15 protein-coding genes are annotated in these 19,137 nt (G+C 65.0%); 6 read left to right on the top strand and 9 right to left on the bottom strand.

Features of this window, described 5'->3' with window-relative positions; translation table 11 throughout:
* Window positions 1-277 precede the first annotated feature (277 nt).
* Complete coding sequence (locus QA639_RS12210) at window positions 278-1,135, top strand: DUF1499 domain-containing protein (RefSeq protein ID WP_157345591.1); 858 nt, start codon at window positions 278-280, stop codon at window positions 1,133-1,135.
* Between the two features lie 96 nt (window positions 1,136-1,231).
* Here QA639_RS12210 and QA639_RS12205 read toward each other — a convergent pair whose 3' ends face one another.
* The 4 genes from QA639_RS12205 to QA639_RS12190 form a co-directional block, all read right to left on the bottom strand.
* Window positions 1,232-2,149: an MBL fold metallo-hydrolase gene (locus tag QA639_RS12205; protein WP_157345589.1), complete on the bottom strand. Its 918-nt coding sequence runs from the start codon at window positions 2,147-2,149 to the stop codon at window positions 1,232-1,234.
* Window positions 2,150-2,281: 132 nt separating this feature from the next.
* Window positions 2,282-3,496, bottom strand: a complete 1,215-nt coding sequence (locus QA639_RS12200; protein WP_028334515.1) for an acyl-CoA dehydrogenase — start codon at window positions 3,494-3,496, stop codon at window positions 2,282-2,284.
* Between the two features lie 130 nt (window positions 3,497-3,626).
* Window positions 3,627-4,703, bottom strand: coding sequence for a 3,4-dihydroxy-2-butanone-4-phosphate synthase (ribB, locus tag QA639_RS12195; protein WP_157345587.1), 1,077 nt, complete (start codon window positions 4,701-4,703; stop codon window positions 3,627-3,629).
* Between the two features lie 247 nt (window positions 4,704-4,950).
* Window positions 4,951-6,684, bottom strand: a complete 1,734-nt coding sequence (locus QA639_RS12190; protein WP_028334517.1) for a cation:proton antiporter — start codon at window positions 6,682-6,684, stop codon at window positions 4,951-4,953.
* Window positions 6,685-6,743: 59 nt separating this feature from the next.
* Between QA639_RS12190 and QA639_RS12185 the strand changes: the two genes are divergently transcribed.
* Complete coding sequence (locus QA639_RS12185; protein ID WP_028334518.1) at window positions 6,744-7,286, top strand: DUF3124 domain-containing protein; 543 nt, start codon at window positions 6,744-6,746, stop codon at window positions 7,284-7,286.
* 60 nt (window positions 7,287-7,346) lie between these two features.
* The gene (locus QA639_RS12180) at window positions 7,347-8,585 is read left to right on the top strand and encodes an aminotransferase-like domain-containing protein (RefSeq protein ID WP_157345583.1); all 1,239 of its coding nucleotides are present in this window, start codon (window positions 7,347-7,349) and stop codon (window positions 8,583-8,585) included.
* 121 nt (window positions 8,586-8,706) lie between these two features.
* Here QA639_RS12180 and QA639_RS12175 read toward each other — a convergent pair whose 3' ends face one another.
* Window positions 8,707-9,987: an amidohydrolase family protein gene (locus tag QA639_RS12175; protein WP_283089840.1), complete on the bottom strand. Its 1,281-nt coding sequence runs from the start codon at window positions 9,985-9,987 to the stop codon at window positions 8,707-8,709.
* Window positions 9,988-10,219: 232 nt separating this feature from the next.
* Here QA639_RS12175 and QA639_RS12170 point away from each other — a divergent pair, with 232 nt between their 5' ends.
* Window positions 10,220-10,450, top strand: a complete 231-nt coding sequence (locus tag QA639_RS12170; RefSeq protein ID WP_028352140.1) for a hypothetical protein — start codon at window positions 10,220-10,222, stop codon at window positions 10,448-10,450.
* Between the two features lie 70 nt (window positions 10,451-10,520).
* Here QA639_RS12170 and QA639_RS12165 read toward each other — a convergent pair whose 3' ends face one another.
* The 4 genes from QA639_RS12165 to QA639_RS12150 all read right to left on the bottom strand — a co-directional run bounded on the left by QA639_RS12165 (window position 10,521) and on the right by QA639_RS12150 (window position 17,352).
* Complete coding sequence (locus tag QA639_RS12165; RefSeq protein ID WP_157345581.1) at window positions 10,521-11,339, bottom strand: aldo/keto reductase; 819 nt, start codon at window positions 11,337-11,339, stop codon at window positions 10,521-10,523.
* A gap of 167 nt (window positions 11,340-11,506) precedes the next feature.
* The gene (locus QA639_RS12160) at window positions 11,507-13,075 is read right to left on the bottom strand and encodes an alkaline phosphatase D family protein (RefSeq protein WP_283089839.1); all 1,569 of its coding nucleotides are present in this window, start codon (window positions 13,073-13,075) and stop codon (window positions 11,507-11,509) included.
* A 247-nt stretch (window positions 13,076-13,322) separates the two neighbouring features.
* On the bottom strand, window positions 13,323-13,754 hold the full coding sequence (locus tag QA639_RS12155; RefSeq protein ID WP_157345577.1) for a hypothetical protein: 432 nt from the start codon (window positions 13,752-13,754) through the stop codon (window positions 13,323-13,325).
* Window positions 13,755-13,878: 124 nt separating this feature from the next.
* Entirely contained in the window at window positions 13,879-17,352 is a 3,474-nt protein-coding gene (locus QA639_RS12150; RefSeq protein WP_157345576.1) for an indolepyruvate ferredoxin oxidoreductase family protein, read from the bottom strand.
* 233 nt (window positions 17,353-17,585) lie between these two features.
* Between QA639_RS12150 and QA639_RS12145 the strand changes: the two genes are divergently transcribed.
* Complete coding sequence (locus QA639_RS12145; protein ID WP_157345574.1) at window positions 17,586-18,536, top strand: hotdog family protein; 951 nt, start codon at window positions 17,586-17,588, stop codon at window positions 18,534-18,536.
* A 46-nt stretch (window positions 18,537-18,582) separates the two neighbouring features.
* The gene (locus QA639_RS12140) at window positions 18,583-19,137 is read left to right on the top strand and encodes a carboxymuconolactone decarboxylase family protein (protein ID WP_050387849.1); all 555 of its coding nucleotides are present in this window, start codon (window positions 18,583-18,585) and stop codon (window positions 19,135-19,137) included.

Genomic DNA, 19,137 nt, shown 5'->3' with positions numbered 1-19,137 from the left:
TCCTCCCTTATCCTCCCTTGGAGGGGGGATCGGTTCGCATGAAGCGCAGCGGAATGCGGACCGAGGTGGGGTGACAGTCCCTCCGTTGAGACAGGTGCCCGTGCTGAGGGATCACCCCACCCCGCCGCTCATTTCATTCGCGTCGCCCTCCCCCTCCAGGGGAGGGTGAACAGCACCATCCAAATCCCTTGAATTCGCCGCAGGTCCGTGGTCTCACACGACTGATCGCGGCGGCCGAGGTCGCCTGAGGACATCGCAACCGGCAGATTTTTCGACGATGGCGCGCAGGTTTTCCGCTCCCTACCAGCAGGAGCCCGTGTCCGGTCTCGCCACCTGGTCGCGCAACCTCGCCATCTTCTCGGTCGTCGCGGTGGTGGTCTCGATCCTGATCGTCCGCTTCGGGTTCCTGGAGATCAAGCCGGCGCTGGCGACCTTTTTCGGCGCGCTAGGCCTGGCCGGCCTGTCGATCCTGCTTGGGCTGGCTGCCTTTGCCGCGATCTGGCAGAACGGCACCCGCGGCATGGGCCGGATCCTGCTCGCGCTGCTGATCGATGCGGCGATCCTCGCCTACCCGGCCTACCTCATCTATCAGTACCGCAAGCTGCCGCGGATCTACGACGTCACCACCGACGCGATCGACCCGCCGAAATTCGAGGCGCTGGCGCGGCTGCGCACCGGGGAAGGCACCAATCCTGCCGCCTATGCCGGCCTCTATTCGGCCGAGCGGCAGCGCGCGGCCTATCCCGATATCGAAACCGTCGAGCTCGAAACCCCGGTCGACCGCGCCTATGAGCTGACGCTGCGGCTGGTGAACCGCCGCAAATGGCTCGTCATCGACGCGCGCGCGCCGCAGCCGCCACGCCGCATCGGCCGCATCGAGGCGGTGGCGCGGACGCCGATCATGGGTTTCCGCGAGGACGTCTCGATCCGGGTCACGCCTGACGACGAGGACTCCCGTGTCGATATCCGCTCGGCGTCGCGCTATTTCGATACTGATCTCGGCAGCAACGCCGCCCGCGTCAAGAAGCTGATCGAAGACCTCAACAGCGCGGCCGAGAACGACAATGCCAAGCCGGCGAAGAAGGCGGCTCCTGTCGCGCCAAAGGCGCCGCCGGCGAAGACGGTGAAGAAGTGACGCGGTAGCGTCATTCCGGGGCATCGCGCACGATGAACCCGGAATCTCGAGATTCCGGGTCTGGTGCTTCGCACCATCCCGGAATGACGAACTAAACTACGCCATCCGGTACGTCCCGCCGATCGCGGGATCGCCGTCGGTCGCCACGACGCCGCGCGCGACGAGGTCCTCCAGATGCGCCAGCACCGAATAGCCGGCGGCATTGGCGAGCCGCGGATCGAGCCCGATATAGATCGCCCGCACCATGGTCGGAATGTCGGCCTCGCCCTTGCCGAGACGATGCAGGATCGACGCCTCGCGCGCCCGGCGATGCCGCGCCAGGAAACGGACGTAGCGCGGCCCCTCCGGAATCTCCGGGCCGTGGCCGGAGAAATACAGCTGCTCGGGCCGCTGTTCCAGCCGCTCCAGCGAGGCCATGTAATCGATCATCGAGCCGTCCGGCGGCGCCACGATCGAGGTCGACCAGCCCATCACATGGTCGCCGACGAAATTGATGCTGCGCTCGGCCCAGGCGAACGCCAGATGGTTGGCGGTGTGGCCGGGGGTGGCGACCGCCTCCAGCGCAAAGCCCGCCCCCTCGATGACGTCGCCGTGCTTGACCTGCACATCGGGCCGGAAATCGCGGTCGGCGCCGGATTCCGGATTGTGCTTCTCGCTCTCGAAGCGCGGGCGCGAGGCGCGGTGCGGTCCCTCGGCATAAACCCGCGCGCCGGTCGCGGCCTTGATCCGCGGCGTGTTCGGCGAATGATCGCGATGGGTATGGGTGACGAGGATATGCGTCACGGTCTCGCCCTTGACCGCATCGAGCAGCGCCTTGGCATGCGCCTCGTCGTCGGGACCGGGATCGATGATCGCGACCTTGCCCTCGCCAACGATGTAGCTGACCGTGCCGGTGAAGGTGAACGGGCTCGGATTGTTGCAGAGGACGCGGCGGACGCCGGGGCGGACCTGTTCGACCAAGCCGGGCTTCAGCGGAAAATCGCGGTTGAACGGGATGTCGTCGTTGTCGGCCATCTGGAATTTCACTCCGACGTCATTTCGGGGCAGCCCGACAGGGCTGAACCTCAGGGGCGCAATTGCGCCTCGGGGAATCTCGAGATTCCGGGTTCGATGCTGACGCATCGCCCCGGAATGACTGCGAAAGGATTACGAGAACGCCTGGATGCCGGTGATCGCGCGGCCGAGGATCAGCGCATGGACGTCGTGCGTGCCCTCATAGGTGTTCACCGTCTCGAGGTTCGCGGCGTGACGCATCACGTGATACTCGATCTGGATGCCGTTGCCGCCGTGCATGTCGCGCGCCATGCGGGCGATGTCGAGCGACTTGCCGCAATTGTTGCGTTTGACGATCGAGATCATCTCGGGGGCCATCTTGCCCTCGTCCATCAGGCGGCCGACGCGCAACGAGGCCTGCAGGCCGAGCGCGATCTCGGTCTCCATGTCGGCGAGCTTCTTCTGCACCAGCTGGGTGGCGGCGAGCGGCCGGCCAAACTGCTTGCGGTCGAGCGTGTACTGCCGCGCGCGGTGCATGCAGTCCTCGGCGGCGCCGAGCGCACCCCAGGAGATGCCGTAGCGGGCACGATTGAGGCAGCCGAACGGACCCTTGAGGCCGGAGACGTTGGGCAGCAGCGCGCTTTCCGGCACCACCACATTGTCGAGCACGATCTCGCCGGTGATCGAGGCGCGCAGCGACAGCTTGCCGCCGACCTTCGGCGCCGACAGGCCCTTCATGCCCTTCTCGAGAATGAAGCCGCGGATCTGGTTGTCGTGCGCCGCCGACTTGGCCCACACCACGAACACGTCGGCGATCGGCGCGTTCGAGATCCACATCTTGGCACCGTTCAGCTTGTAGCCGTCGGCGACCTTTTCGGCGCGGGTCTTCATGCCGCCGGGATCGGAACCGGCGTCCGGCTCGGTCAGGCCGAAGCAGCCGACCCATTCCCCGGTCGCAAGCTTGGGCAGATATTTCTTGCGCTGGTTTTCGTCGCCATAGGCGTAGATCGGATACATCACCAGCGACGACTGCACCGAGTTCATCGAGCGATAGCCGCTATCGACACGTTCGATCTCACGCGCCACGAGGCCATAGGCCACGTAGCTCGCGTTGGCGCAGCCATACTCCTCGGGCAGCGTCACGCCGATCAGGCCGAGCTCGCCCATTTCGTTGAAGATCTCGCGATCGGTTTTTTCTTCCAGATAGGCCTTGGTGACCCGCGGCAGCAGCTTGTCCTGCGCATAGGCCCGCGCAGTGTCGCGGATCAGGCGCTCGTCTTCGGTGAGCTGGTCGTCGAGCAGGAACGGATCATCCCACTGGAAGCTGGCGGCAGCCGGCTTGTCCTTGGCCTGGGGGCGCACGCTCATGAAACATCCTTTCGCATCGTCTATCGGAAATTGGCGGATAAATTAAAGCGCTATGCTGCGAAGCGCAATTGGTGATCCTCTCACCGTCATTCCGGGGCGATGCACAGCATCGAACCCGGAATGACTGACGTCAGGTCTCCAGCTTCTCGTTCGACACGATCTCGATGCCGAAACCTGACAATCCCTTGTAGTCATGCACCGACGAGGTCAGGTGCCGGATCGAGGTGACGCCGAGATCACGCAGGATCTGTGCGCCGACGCCGACCTCGCGCCATTGCCTGTGACGATCGGCCTCCGCCGTCTTCTGCTCGCCAACCGGCTCGACCGGAACACCGGCGGCACCATCGCGCAGATATACCAGCACGCCGCGGCCGGCATCCTTGAAGTGCCGCAGCACGGCTTCCATTCGCGCCGGCCCGGTGAACAGGTCTTTCACGATGTTGGGCTTGTGCAGCCGCGTCAGCACGTCCCGGCCGTCGCCGATGCCGTTATAGACGAAGGCGGCATGCATGATCTCGTCGAACGGCGAGCGATAGGCATAACCCTGCAGCGGGCCGATCGGGCTTTCGGTGGTGAAGGTCGCGACCCGCTCGATCAGCTTCTCGCGCGCCTGGCGATAGGCGATCATGTCCGCGATCGTGACATGCTTGAGCTTGTGGGCGGCGGCGAATTTCGCGACCTGCTCGCCCTTCATCACGGTTCCATCGTCGTTCATCAGTTCGCTGATGACGCCGACCGGCGGCAGCCCGGAGAGCCGGCACAGATCGACCGCCGCCTCGGTGTGGCCGGAGCGCAGCAGCACGCCGCCGTCGCGCGCGATCAGCGGGAAGATGTGACCGGGGCGCGCGAAATCATTGGCGCCGGCATTGGGATTGGCGAGCGCGCGGCAGCAGGAGGCGCGCTCCTCGGCGGAGATGCCGGTGCCGCCATCGGGCTTGTAGTCGATCGAGACCGTGAAGGCAGTGGTGTGGTTGGACTCGTTGTGCGCCACCATCGGGTCGAGCCGCAGCCGGCGGGCGTCCTCGGTGGTGATCGGCGCGCAGACGATGCCGGAGGTGTGGCGGATGATGAAAGCCATCTTCTCCGCCGTACAGAGCGACGCCGCGACGATCAGATCGCCCTCGCCTTCCCGGTCGTCATCGTCGGTGACGACAACGAGTTCACCCTTCGCAAAGGCTTGCAGCACTTCCTGGATCGTATCGGCCATTGTCCTGACATCTCGCTATATGCAGGCAGTGGATTAGCCGGGTTCCGATGTCAGCGCCAGTATCATTATGCAACCCGCCATGCATCCGGCAGGGATACCAGGGCGGTTACGGTTTCCGTAGCCCGGATGGAGCGAAGCGCAATCCGGGACATTTCCGCGTGCACGATCCCCGGATTTCGCGGAGCCTGTCATCGGGCGTGCGTTCGCGCGACCCGTTGGCTCCATCCGGGCTACAAAACCGGCTCGCCTACGGCAGCACCTCGCGCCGGTCGCTGAGCTGGGCGTCCAGCTCGGCGCGCTTGTCGTCGAGCAGACCGGCGTCGGCCGCCTCGATCACGGAGTAAAGCTCGCCGGCGTCGCTGAGCCGGGTCACCGTCACGTAGTCGGCGCCGGCGCCGTAGAGGTCGTCGACGCCGGTCAACAGGTCCGCGGTGGCAACGATCCGCGCGGTCGGATTGAGGGCGCGGACGTGGCGCACCAGCTTCTCGTTGTCGGCGCCTACCAGCAGGAAATCCGGCACGCTCAGGATGATGATCTCGGCGTTGCCGATGCCGGCATGAACCAGGGTGTCGACATTGCTGATGTCGCCATAGATCACATGCATGCCGCGGTCGGACAGCGTGCGGAACACCAGCGGGTTGAAATCGATCACGCTGATCTGCTCGAGCAGCGACTGGTTCTGCCGCTCGATCTGGCTGATCAGCGCGCTCGCCGCGCGGAAAAAGCCGAGGATGACGATGCGCCGGATCTCGCCATGTCCGCCCTCGTGCCCGGCCTCGCCGCGGCCCTGGCCTTCCTGGTCGAGGTCGCGCAGCCCGATCCGCTTCAACGGACCGATCAGGCCGCGCACGATCTGGTCGCTGCGCCCCATCGCGAAGGTCGAGAGCACCGCCAGCACGACGAAGGCGAACGAGGCCGCACTCGCGGTTTCGGTTCCGATGTGGTTGGCGGCGACGCCGGTCTGGATCACCACCAGCGAGAACTCCGAGATCTGCGCCAGGTTGATCGCCGGCAGCAGGCTGGCGCGCAGGCCCTGCTTCATCAGATAGAGCGGCGTGAACGTCGTGATCAGGCGGCTCGCCACCGTGAAGGCCGCGATGACGAGCGCAAGCCAGATCACCGAGAGGCCCGGAATCGGGATCGTCATGCCGAGCGCGACAAAGAACAGCGTGATGAAGAAATCCCGCAACGTCGTGACCTTGGCGGTGACGTCGAGCGCATAGGGAAAGGTCGAGATCGAGACGCCGGCGACCAGCGAGCCCATCTCGCGCGACAGATGCAGCCGCTCGGCGATCTCGCCGATCAGGAAGCACCAGGCGAGCGCGCCGAGCAGCACGAGTTCGGGCCGCCGCGCGATCTGGTGGAACAGCCGCGGCAGCACGTAGCGGCTCAGCACCAGCGCGGTCGCGACCAGCACCGCGACGCGGGCGATCGACAGCAGCACGACGCTGATCTGCAGATTGTCGAGGCTCGGCTGCACCGCCAGGAACAGGATCGCGAAGATGTCCTGCAGCACCAGCACGCCGAGCGTGATGCGGCCCGGCAGCGTGTCCAGTTCGCGCTTCTCGTAGAGCACCTTGACGATGATCACGGTCGAGGACAGCGCGCAGGCGACGCAGAGATAGATCGCGTCGAACTTGCCGCCGCCGACCGCAAGCCCGATAGCCGCAAAGAACGCCACGCCGATCAGGCAGCCGCCGATCAGCTCGCCGGCTCCGGCGAACAGGATGACCTTGCCGGCACGGATGATCTTCTTGAGGTCGATTTCCAGCCCGATCATGAACAGCATGAAGATCAGGCCGAGCTCGGAGATGACGCTGATCGATTCCTGGGACTTGACCCAGCCCATGCCGAATGGACCAATGAAAAAGCCGGCGATAAGGTAGGCCAGTATCAGCGGTTGTCGGGAGAAATGGGCCAGCAGCCCAATCCCCCAGGCAAACAGGATACAGAGCGTGATATCGGGAATCAGTTCATGCATGCGTCAAAGACTTCCTGTTGCCGCAACCTAGAGGGCCGGGCGTGAGGATCAACCGAGCAATGTGTCACATCCGCGCAGGCGGCATTTTTCTCGCAGTTTTGCTCTGCCTGCTCACCGTGCGCATGTCAGAGGCGCTAGCACAATCCTCGGCAGGTATTGAACAAAATTTCGCGAACTCGTTGACGGCGGTGCCATCGGAGGGCCTCACCGCCTCCGGTGCATTCTACGTGCCGGTGTATTCCAGCGTGTCGATGAGCCAGGGCAAGCTCAGGGCCGATTTTTCGGTGACGCTCAGCGTGCACAACGCTTCCGAGACGAAGCCGCTGGTGCTGAAGCGGATCGCCTATTTCGACACATCAGGCAAGATGGTGGAGAGCTACCTCAAATCGCCGGTCGCGCTAAAACCGTTTGCGACCGTCGAGGTCGCGATCGCCACGACCGATACCCGCGGCGGCACCGGCGCGAATTTCGTGGTCGATTGGGCGGCCGCCGGCGAGATCGCGGAACCGGCGGTCGAGGCCCTGATGGTCGGCAGTGTCGGCGCAGGGCACTACGCCTTCATCAGCCAGGGCCGGCCGATGCGGCCGGTCGGCAAGAACTAACCTCATGGAAGGCCGCTCGCCGCGGCCTTCTCAACGATAACAACACGGAGCGAAACGTCCATGTCCACCTCAGCCCAGTTCGACTTTGCACCGCTGCTCCCGGCCGGCCTGCCTGCCCCGGCCGCACGCTGGACCGGGCTCGCCAGATACAGCTTCGTCGGCGGCAACAACGATCCCGACCAGGTCCCGGTCGACGGGCTGCTGGAGGCGGTCAACGCCGTGTTGACGCGCGAGGGCAGGAATCTCGCGACCTACAACCTCGCGCACGGGCCGCAGGGCTATCTGCCGCTGCGCCAGTTCCTGACCGAGAAGCTGAAGCGCGACGCCGGGATTGCCTGCACGCCGGACGAGATCATGATCGTCTCCGGCTCGCTGCAGGCGCTCGATCTGGTCAATCACACCTTGCTCGCCAAGGGCGATACCGTGCTGATCGAACAGGAAACCTATCAGGGCTCACTGAACCGGCTGACACGGCTTGGCGTCAATGCGGTCGGCATTCCCCTCGATGGCGAAGGCATCAGGATCGACGCGCTGGCTGCAGCACTCGCCGATCACAAGCGGCGCGGCATCACGCCGAAATACATCTACACCATCCCGACGGTGCAGAACCCGACCGGCTCGATCCTTCCCGAGAGCCGCCGCGCCGAGATGCTGAAGCTGTCAAGGGAATACGGCGTGCCGATCTTCGAGGACGATTGCTATGCCGATTTGATCTGGAGCGGCGAACGGCCGCCCGCGATCTATGCCATGAGCAAGCATGGCGGCGTGATCCATATCGGCTCGTTCTCGAAGTCGATCGCGCCTGCGCTGCGCGTCGGCTTCATCGTCGCGCCCTGGGAGATCATGTCGCGAATGCTGCCGCTGAAGACCGACGCCGGCTCCGGCGCACTGGAGCAGATGGTGCTCGCGGAATATTGCGCGCCGCATTTTTCGACCCACGTGCCGCGCCTGACCAAGGGCCTGCGCGCCAAGCTCGATACGCTGATGGAGGCGTTGAACGAGCAGTTCGGCACCGCGGCCGAGTTCGAGGCGCCCAAGGGCGGCATCTTCCTCTGGGTCAAGCTGCCCGACAATGTCGACACGTTGAAGCTTTATCAGGCGGCGCTTGCCGCCGGCGTCTCGATCAATCCGGGACCGGAATGGTCGACCAGCAAGGCCCATTCCGGCAGCCGGCTCCGCCTCTGCTTCGCCAGCCCCTCGCACGAGCAGATCCGCGAGGGCGTTGCCGTGCTGGCCGAGGTGTGCCGCAAGGAGTTCGGGGTGCCGGCGCGCAGCAGCAATGTGGAGAAGCGCGGCTAACGACTTCGAATAGGTGGTCCAAGCGGCAAGATGGATTGCTTCGTCGCTACGCTCCTCGCAATGACGGCTGGTTGCGTCGTCGTTGCGGACGAAGCGAAGCAATCCATCTCTCCACCTGCCCTCACCTCACCGAAAATGGCGCCTGATAGGGCCGGCCGAACGGCACGCCGTTGACCACGGTCTGCACCGGCTTCAGCAGCAGATTGCCGTCGCGTTTGTTGTTGCGGGTGTCGACGAAGGACACCGGGCCTTCGACGAGATCCATGATCGCGACGTCGCCGGGCGCGCCACGCTGCAGCGTGCCGACCTTCGGGGTCCGGTTGATGATCCGCGCTGGCACCGAGGTCGCCATCGCCACCACCTGATCCAGCGACGAGCCCATCGCGAGGAACTTGCTCATCACGTTCGGCAGGAACGGGATGCCGGGCGAGTTGCCCGAGAAGACGTGGATGTCGGAGGAGATCGTATCGGGCGTGCAGCCGGCGGGGATCGCGATCTCGGCCACCGTGAAATCGAAGCTGCCGCCGCCATGGCCGACATCGAACAGCACACCGCGCTGCTTGGCCGCGAGCGCCGCCGGCAACAGCTTGCCCTCCTGCACGATATTGGTGAAAGCGCCCGACATGTTCGGCGCACCGGAATAGGCATGGGTCAGGATATCGCCCGGCCGCAGCAGATTGAGGATGTCGGACATCAGCTCCCTGGTCTCGACGCCGCCGATATGCACCATCATCCGCGCCGGCCAACCGCACATCTCGCAGGCCTGAATGCCGCGCTTCAGCGGCTCGAGGCCGTGCTTGAAGATGACGTTTTCCGACATCCGCACCTTGACCCCGATCAGGAAGTCGGGGTTCTCGGCCAGCGCCATCGCGCAGGCTTCGACCTGGGCGTTGTCGATGTTGTAGAGCTCGGCCACCGGGAATGCCGACAGGCCGTTGTTGGCGATGTGGACGAAGGCGTAGATCCTGGCCCGCGATTGCGCCACGATGAAGCGCCGCAGCGCCGCGAGGTTGTTGACGCCGGCGTCGCCCGCCGAGACCACCGTCGTGGTGCCCTGGAATTGCACCAGCTCGTCGGCGGGAATGCCGATCGCCGATCCGTACGGGTAGACGTGGCAGTGCAGATCGACCAGGCCGGGCATCACGAGCTTGCCCGAGGCGTCGATAGTCCTGGCGGCGCGAGCGGCCGGGATTTCGTCTTCGATCGCCTCAACGATGCCCCAGCGGATGCCGATGTCGCGCTTGCCGCGCAGCGACTGGCTGGGATCGATGACATCGCCGTTCTTGATCACGAGGTCGAACTTGTCGTCCGGCCCCATCGTCGCAGCGGCTGGCCTCGCGATGGCTGCGGCAGCGGCCGATCCCGTCACTTTCAAAAAATCCCGGCGTGAAAATTCGCTCACGGCAACGTCCCCCCGAACATTGATTTTTATGGCGCGATGATGCGTCGGACGCAGCGGTTAGGCAAGGCCGGGAAAGCAGCCCGTGCGCTCGCTCATCGGTTGTGCGTACCAACACGCGACGGCAGCAGCGTTCGAGGCAGTTGCTGAACAAGCGTTCAGAAAACTCCTCTGGTTCCTGCGGAACGTTTCAATCTCCGTACGGTTTTCTCTTCGCTTATTTGAGGAGGATGAGATGAAAAAGATTGGCTTTGTTCTCGCGGCGGTTGGTGCGCTTGCGGTGGCCGTCCCGTCGATCGCGAGCGCCGAGACGGTCGTGATCAGACATGGCGATCATCATCACTGGGACCGCGGCTGGGGCGCACGCGCCGAAATGCGCCATGACCGTGGCTGGCATCGCGGTTGGCATCACGGCTGGCATCACGGCCATGACCGGACGGTGATCATCAAGCGTCATCACTACTAAAGACCGAGACAACGGAAAATGGCTCCTCACGGAGCCATTTTTTCTTTCTGCTTCCTCAGGGCCAGCGGCCTCAATCCCACGCCGGCGCAAACCCCGGATTGACGCAGCGCATGTCCTTGCGCAGCGCCGCAATCGCCTTGCGGTCCTCGTCGTCGAGCTTGACCTTCAGTGCGTCGAGGTTGGCCTTTTGGCTTTCGGCGCGCGAGGCTTTCGGAATAGCCGCCACGCCATCCTGATCGAGCAGCCATTTCAGCGCCACCTGCGCCGCGGTCGCATCGTGCTTGCTGCCGATTTTCGCCAGCGTCTCGTCGGTGGCGAAGCGGCCCTGGGCGAGTGGACAATAGGCCACCAGCGGGATCGATTTCGCGGCGAGATATTTGCGCACCGGCGCCTGGTCCAGCATCGCGTGATATTCGATCTGGTTGCAGGCGATCGGCGCCTTGATGTCCTCGACCACGGTCTTGAGCAACGCGGTGGTGAAATTGGCGACGCCGATCGCGCGGGTGCGGCCTTCCTCCTTCAGCTTCATCAGCGTCTCGAAGACGGCAGGCAGCTTCATGCTCCGCGACGGCCAGTGCACCAGATAGAGATCGACGTGATCGAGCCGCAGCTTCTTCAGGCTGGCGTCGAACGCTGTTCGGATCGCATCCGGCGCCAGGTTCTCGTGCCAGACCTTGGTGGTCACGTGCAGGTCCTTGCGCGCGACATTCGAGGCCGCGATCGCCGCCCCGATCGCCTCTTCATTGCCGTACATCTCGGCGGTGTCGATATGCCGATAGCCGAGCCCAAGCGCGCTCTCGACCGCCGCGCGGCAGGTATCGCCCTGCATGCGGAAGGTGCCGAGCCCGAGCTGCGGCAGGCTGATGCCCTGTGTCTGCAGATTTTCCATGGATGGCTCCTGACGCGTGGGACGCCGATGCCATCGACGACGTCACGCCAGCAAATCGTTTCGTGGGAATGAAATTGGCAGGACTGCCGACACGCAGTCTGCCCGCAAACCGGCCCCTCGGGCAAGACGCCGGCAATCAAGATGTCGCGACGGGATCAGAGAGGGCGCTAGATGTGCTGCGCCATGATCTGGCCGGGCCGCGCGTCCGGCCGCGGCTCGATATCGACCGACCAGAGGTCGTGGTTGTCGACGTCCTTCAGCGTCACCGTCATCACGCCGGTCTTGCCGTCGATGTCGACGCGGCCGAAGAATTGCAGCCCGAAGCACGGCGCGAGATTGTCGCCCTGCTCGGTCGAGCAGCCCTTCTGGTACATCGCCTTCGGGCCAAAGGTGTTGTCGAGCTCACCCGGCGACCAGGTGCCGGCATGCAGCGGACCGGAGACGAACTCCCAGAACGGCTCGAACTCCTGGAACACCGCGCGGTTCGGATCATAATGATGCGCGGCGGTGTAGTGCATGTCGGCGGTGAGCCACACCGTGTTGCGGACCCCGGCGCGCTTCATGAAGGACAACAGATCGGCGATCTCGTGCTCGCGCCGCGCGGGCGGACCGTCGCCGAGCGCGACCGCATCGAGGCTGACGAGACCGATCGGCAGATCCGCGGCGATCACCTTCCAGACAGCATCCGACGCCACCAGCTCCCGCTTCAGCCAGGCAAGCTGGCTCTGGCCGAGGATGCGGGCCTGGTCCGGATCGCCCTGCTGGTTCCAGCTGGAATCGCGGTAGGAGCGCATGTCGATGATGAAGACGTCGAGCAGCGGCCCGTAGGGAATCTTGCGGTAGACCCGGCCATCGCGCTCCGGCATCAGCCGCATCGGCATGAATTCGTGGAAGGCGCGGCGTGCCCGCGCCACCAGGCGCGAGCTGCCGTCAGCCTCATAGCCGGTCGCATCGGTGGTGCCGAGCGGCGACCAGTCGTCGGCCACCTCGTGGTCGTCCCACTGCGCGAACATCGGCACCTCGGCGTGGAAGGTGCGAAAATTGTCGTCGAGCCAGTTGTATTTGTAGTTGCCGCGAAACTGATCGAGGCTTTGCGCGACGGCGGATTTCTCCTCGGTGACGATGTTGCGCCAGATCTCACCGTTGGGGAGTTTCTGCTCCGACGGCACCGTGCAATCGGCGTAGATGTGATCGCCGGAATGGATGAAGAAGTCCGGGCGCTCGTTCAGCATGGTGCGGTAGCTGCGCAGGCCGCCGCGCGCGGGGTCGATGCCCCAGCCCTGCCCGACGACGTCGCCGGACCAGACGAACGAGACGGGACGCCGGTCGGCCGGCGCGGTTCGGAAATGGCCGACCCGGCTTTCGCCTGATGTGCCGTCGCGGTCCTCGAAGCGCACGCGATAGAACAGGTCCTGGCCCGGCGGCAGGCCGTCGAGCAGCAACTTGGCGGTGAAGTCGCGCTCGGGCACCGCATCGGCGGACGCGGCGCGCAGGATGCTGGCGAAGCTTTCGACCGCGGCGCATTCGACGTGCATCCGCGCCGCGCGATCGGCGCGGGCCCAGATGACAGCGGAATCGCTTGCGACGTCGCCGGACTGGATGCCCGCGATCGCCGGCCGATCCGCGGCGCGGCTCAGATATGGTTTGGCCAGCGCTCCGAATCCCGCCAGCGCGGCGGTCGACGCCGAGCGCACCAGAAGCTGGCCTCGCCGCCCCGCGGAGATCGCTGTCGGCATCGAATAACCTTCGTCGAATCGCAACGAAGGTTTTGCCTGCGCTCCTTGACTCCGGCCTTACGGTTTCTTGACTCTCTGCCGACGGTTTTGCGACGGCGGGATGACTCGGTTACGTCGATTGGAAACGCAGCACGCCGAGCATTCGATCTAAACCCGTCATCCTGAAGCGCGAGCGGAGCGAGCCTCGAAGGATGACGGGCTTAACATTCTTGTGGATGCGCACGTGGATCTGCGCGAGAGCGCCGCCTCACCGATGCCAGTTGCAAATGCCGCCGGTGCGGCACGGCCAGGTCTGGATCCGTGTGTCGCGGGCCTCCGCATCGAGCGGGTTCGAGTGGCGGCGCGCGAGCTTGGCGCGGGCGGGCACGCGCACTTCCGCGCGCTTCTTCTCGTGCGGTGCGGTCACCCTGGTGGTCCGCACGGCTTTCTTCGGCGCGACTTTCGGCTCCTCGACCTGCGGCTCGACATTTGCATGCTGATCGGGGCCATGGTCGGTCTTCGCCTCGACCGGAACGGGCTCGAACTGCGTCGGCGGGCCAAGCCGCTTCGGCGACAGCACCGCCTTGGAGAGATCGAGGCTGAAGAATTCGCTGGGGCCGTACTCGTCGGCCAACGCCACGCCACCCCAAGTCAGGCACGCGGTGCAAACGATTGCAACAAAAGCGTTTTTCAGGACCATCAACGGCCTCCTGAAATCACTCGAACAGACAGCCATCATGTAGGGGCTCGGCCGCGCGAATCCAGCCGCTGGTTGCGGGCAGAGTTACCGGTCACCAGGGCGGCCGCGGAAAGTTCCCCGGCCCCTATTCAGCCGCCTGCGCCAGCGGCTGGCTGATCGCGCGCTCCAGCCGCGCGCATTCGGTGCGGTAGCGGGCGACGTTGCCCTCCTTGATGTGGCCATAACCACGCACGAGGTCCGCCGCCTTCGCCAGCGCCACGAGGCGCGGCAAGTCGAGCGGCTTCTTACCGTCGAGATGACGCAGGATCATTGTCGAATACTCGACCGGCAATGCGCGCTCCATCTTGCGCTCGGCGGTATAGCCGAAGATGTCGAAGGCGGTGCCGCGCAGGCCCTTCAGCTTTGCGAGCATGCCGAACGCGGTGAAAATCCACGGACCGAATTCGCGCTTCTGCAGCCGCCCGGTGACGGGATCACGCTGGGCCAGCAGCGGCGGCGCCAGCAAGACCTTCAAGCCGGAATTGCCTTCGAACTGCTCCCTCAAGGCCTTGCTGAACTCGCCGTCGGAATAGAGCCGCGCGACCTCGTATTCGTCCTTGTAGGCCATCAGCTTGAACAGGCCCTTTGCGAAGGCTTCGGTCAGGTCCTGCGAGCCCGGCGCGGCCGCCGCCTCGGCGGTGCGGACGCGCGCGACATCGTCGAGATAACGCTTGGCGTAAGCCGCATCCTGATAGTCGGTGAGGAATTTGGCGCGGAACGCGATCTCCTCATCGAGCGTCTTCTTGGCCGGCGCGGCACCGGCGCTCTTGAAGCGCGCGGCGCTGACTACGCGTTGCAAATCGTGCGCGGCGAGCCGGCCCCATGAGAACGCAGTCTTGTTCATCTCGATGGCGGCGCCGTTGAGCTCGATCGCCTTCAGGATCGCTTCCAGCGACAGCGGGATCGCGCCGCGCTGAAACGCGAAGCCGAGCATGAAGGCGTTGGTGGCGATGCTGTCGCCCATCAGCGCCGTGGCAAGCCCGGTAGCATCGAGGATGTCGAGATCGCCTGGCGTCACGGCGCCGTTCAGCGCATCGCGCATCGAGCTGGCTTCGAAGTCGATATCGGGATCGATCACGAAGCTCGCGGTCGGCAAGAGATCGGCGTTGACCACGGCGCGGGTAACGCCGCGCTCGGCGCGGCTCAGGGCCGGCACGCTGGTGGCGACGACCAGGTCGCAGCCGAGGATCAGGTTGGCGTTGCCCGGCGCGATGCGAACCGTGGTCAGCATGTCGGAGGCGGGCGCGAGCCGGACATGGCTCATGACCGCGCCGTTCTTCTGCGACAGGCCGGTAAAGTCGAGCGTCGAGCAGGCGAGCCCCTCGACATGCGCAGCCATACCGAGCAGCGCGCCGATGGTAATGACGCCGGTGCCGCCGATGCCGGTGATCAGGATGTTGTAGGGATTGCTCAACGCGGCCGCAGGCGGCGTCGGCAAATCGGCGAACAACGCCTTGGGATCGGCGGCGGCGCGGTCCGCCTTGCGCAGCTTGGGCTCCTGCACCATCACAAAGCTCGGGCAGAAGCCCTCGATGCAGGAGAAATCCTTGTTGCAGTTCGACTGGTCGATGCGGCGCTTGCGGCCGAGCTCGGTCTCCAGCGGCTGCACCGAGACGCAGTTCGACGCCACCGAGCAGTCGCCGCAACCCTCGCAGACGCGCTCGTTGATGAAGACGCGCTTGGCGGGATCGGGGAACAGCCCGCGCTTGCGGCGGCGGCGCTTCTCGGCGGCGCAGGTCTGGTCGTAGATCAGGACGGTGAGGCCCTCGACCTCGCGCAGGGTGCGCTGCACGGCATCGAGCTCGCGGCGATGGTGGATGGTGGCGCCGGACGGGAAATAATTGGCGGGATATTTGTCCGGATCGTCGGAGACGATCGCAAGCTTCCTGGTGCCTTCAGCCGCGACCTGATGCGCGATCTGCGACACCGTGAAGCCGCCCTCGGCCGGCTGCCCGCCGGTCATCGCCACCGCATCATTGTAGAGGATCTTGTAGGTGATGTTGACGCCGGCCGCGGCCGCCGCGCGCAGCGCCAGCAAGCCGGAATGGGTGTAGGTGCCGTCGCCGAGATTCTGGAACACATGCTGTTCGCTGGTGAACGGCGCCTGCCCGATCCAGCTCACGCCCTCCGCGCCCATATGCGAGATGGTCTGGGTGTTGCGGTTCGGCACCGACAGCGCCATGCCGTGGCAGCCGATGCCGGCCATGGCGCGGCTGCCCTCGGGAATCTTGGTCGACGAGTTGTGCGGGCAGCCGGAGCAGAAATACGGCGTGCGCTGCAGCTTCGCGGTGCCCGTGCCCTCGGCCGGGCGATCGAACGCCTCGAGTTTTGCCAAACGCTGCTCCAGCAGCGGGCTGCGGTGACCAAGCTTGCGCAGCCGCGCCACCACGGCGGCGGCGACCATGGTCGGCGTCAGCTCGCCCTCGCTCGGCAGCAGAGGCGCCCCGCTCTCGTCGCGCTTGCCGACCACCGAGGGACGCTTGGAGGCGTCCATGTTGTAGAGGATGCGGACCAGCTGGTCCTCGATGAAGCCGCGCTTCTCCTCGACGACCAGCACATCCTGCAGGCCCTCAGCGAAGGCGCGCGCGCCGCGCGCTTCGAGCGGCCAGGTCAGCGCCACCTTGTAGATGCGCAGCCCGAGCGCCTGCGCATCGGCATCGGTGATGCCGAGATCGGCGAGCGCCTGACGCAGATCGAGATAGGCCTTGCCGGTCGCCATGATGCCGAGCCGCGCCGGCTTGGAATCCAGCACGATGCGGTCGAAGCGGTTGACGCGGGCGAAGGCCGCGACCGCCTCCATCTTGGGCCCGTGCAGCCTGCGCTCGGCTTCGAGCGGCGGATCCGGCCAGCGGATCGAGAGCCCGTCCGGCGGCATCTCGAAATCGTCGGGGATGATGATCTTGATGCGATCGGGATCGCTGACGATCGAGGCCGAGCTTTCCACCGTCTCCGAGATCGCCTTGAAGCCGACCCAGCAGCCGGAATAGCGCGACAGCGCGAAGCCGAGGATGCCGAGGTCGAGATAATCCTGCAGCGTCGCCGGATTGACCACCGGCATCAGCGCCGAGGCGAACACCTGCTCGCTCTGATGCGCCAAGGTGGAGGACTGGCAGCCATGGTCGTCGCCGGCCAGCGCGATCACGCCGCCGTTCGGCGAGGTGCCGGCGGAATTGGCGTGCTTGAGCGCATCGAGCGAGCGGTCGACGCCGGGGCCCTTGCCGTACCAGATGCCGAACACGCCATCGACCTTGGCGCCGGGGAACATGCCGACCTGCTGGCTGCCCCACACCGCGGTCGCCGCCAGATCCTCGTTGAGGCCGGGGACGAAGGCGATGTCATGTTCCCTGAGGAAGGATTTCGCCCGCCACAGCGCGTGGTCGTACATGCCGAGCGGCGAGCCGCGGTAACCGGAGATGAAACCGGCGGTGTTCAGCCCGTTCGCGCGGTCACGTTCGCGCTGCAACATGGGCAATCGGACCAGCGCCTGGGTACCGGAGAGGAAGATTCGTTTCGTATCCAACCGGTACTTGTCGTCCAGTCCAACTTCCATCAACGCCATCAGTTTCCCCGTCAGTCAGCCACGCCGGTCCGAACCGGTCTGATTATCTTCCGAAATGATCATGCATCAGCATGCACTGATTTTGTTATGCATGAACAGCCCCGTTCCATGGCCGCAGCACATATCTCATGTTGCGCATGCGAGGCCTTGTCGCTCTGCGAGGCCTTGCTGCTCTGCAAGGCCTTGCCGAACCCCGGCATCTTTGAAACGGTGGCGCGCAAGGGAGACCAAGGATGATTACAGTCGAATCCGCGTTCACGACGGAAATCGTGGAGAACGGCGATCTGCTGGTGGGTCCCTGGCGCAGCCCGAAGCAGATGCTGCAAGCCCAGACCTACGATTCCCACGCCTCGATTCACGACGATGCAACCGCGCAGAAGCTCGGCTTCCGCGGCGGCACGATCGAGGGGCCGACCCATTTCAGCCAGTTCGCGCCGCTGTGCGAGCGGATCTGGGGCCGGGCCTGGTTCATGACCGGATGCCTCTCGGCGCATTACCGCAGCCCGGTGTTCGAAGGCGAAGAGGTGCAGGCCCAGATCGAGAAGCCGAAGCCCGGCCAGACCGTTTGCACGATCGGGATGATCAAGCGTGACGGCACCGAGATCCTGCGCGGCACCGCCTCGATCGACGGCGACGGCAGCGAGACGGCGCTCAGTCACCGGCTCGGCGAATTGAAGCCACTGACCGATCCCGTGATCCTCGCCGATATCAAGGTCGGCATGAAGACGCCGCGGCAGGCGATCAAGATGGATTTCGACCAGAACATGGGCGATCTCTATCCGTTTTCGCTCGCCGACAAGCTCAGGGTGATCACCGAGCCTTCGGATTATTATTCGCTGGAGCACAATCCCTGGGGCCGCGCCATCATCCCGATGGAGATGCTGAGCGTGCTGTTCCAGTACCGCGCGCGCGAGGACCGGCTGCCGGTCCGCGGCCCCGCGGTCGGGCTGTTCGCCGACCAGGAGATCCGTCTTTTGCGCGGGCCGCTCTTCCCCGGCGAGACCTATTGGGTCGAGCGCGAGGTCGTGGCGCTTTCCGGCAGCAAGCGCACCGAGAGCATGTGGGTGCGCTCGACCGTGTTCGATGCCGACAACGCGGTGGTCGCAACGATGCTGCTCAACGGCGCCAGCATGAAGGATTCCTACGCCAACTACGAAAGCGAGCACAAAGCCCTCTACGGCTGAAACAACAGCCGTCTCTCCCGCAAGCCGCCGAAAAAGGACAACAATAATGGCCCGCCTGCCCTATCTCGAAGCCGATCAGGTCGCCCCCGAATATCGCGACATGCTCAAGCGCAATACCAATCTGCACAAGCTGCTGGTGAACTCGCCGGACATGGCGCGCGCCTTCAACGGCGTCGGCGGCTATATCCGCTTCAAGAGCAAGCTCGATCCCAGGCTGCGCGAACTCGCGATCCTGCAGGTCGGCTGGCTCGAGCAGTCGGAATACGAATTCACCCACCATGTGAAGATCGGCAAGGAGTTCGGCGTCACCGACGAGGATATCCAGGGCCTGATCGCGGAGACCAAAGGCCAGCCGTCGAAGCTCGAGCCGCTGGCGAAAGCGATCCTGAAGGGCGCCCGCGAGATGGTGCGCGAGCTCGCGATGTCGGAGGCGACCTTCGCCGAGATCAAGCGCGAGCTGTCCGACGAGCACATGACCGACCTCGTGCTGACGATCGCATTCTACTGCGCCGTGGTGCGGGTGCTCGCCACCATGCAGATCGACAACGAGCCTTACTACAAGGAGGTACTGCAGCAGTACCCGCTACAGGGAGTGAAGTGA

The organism is Bradyrhizobium pachyrhizi, from assembly GCF_029714545.1.
Lineage (GTDB): Bacteria > Pseudomonadota > Alphaproteobacteria > Rhizobiales > Xanthobacteraceae > Bradyrhizobium > Bradyrhizobium pachyrhizi.
Note: the sequence above shows the minus strand (reverse complement) of the source record. Positions and strands in the feature narration are given on the sequence as shown.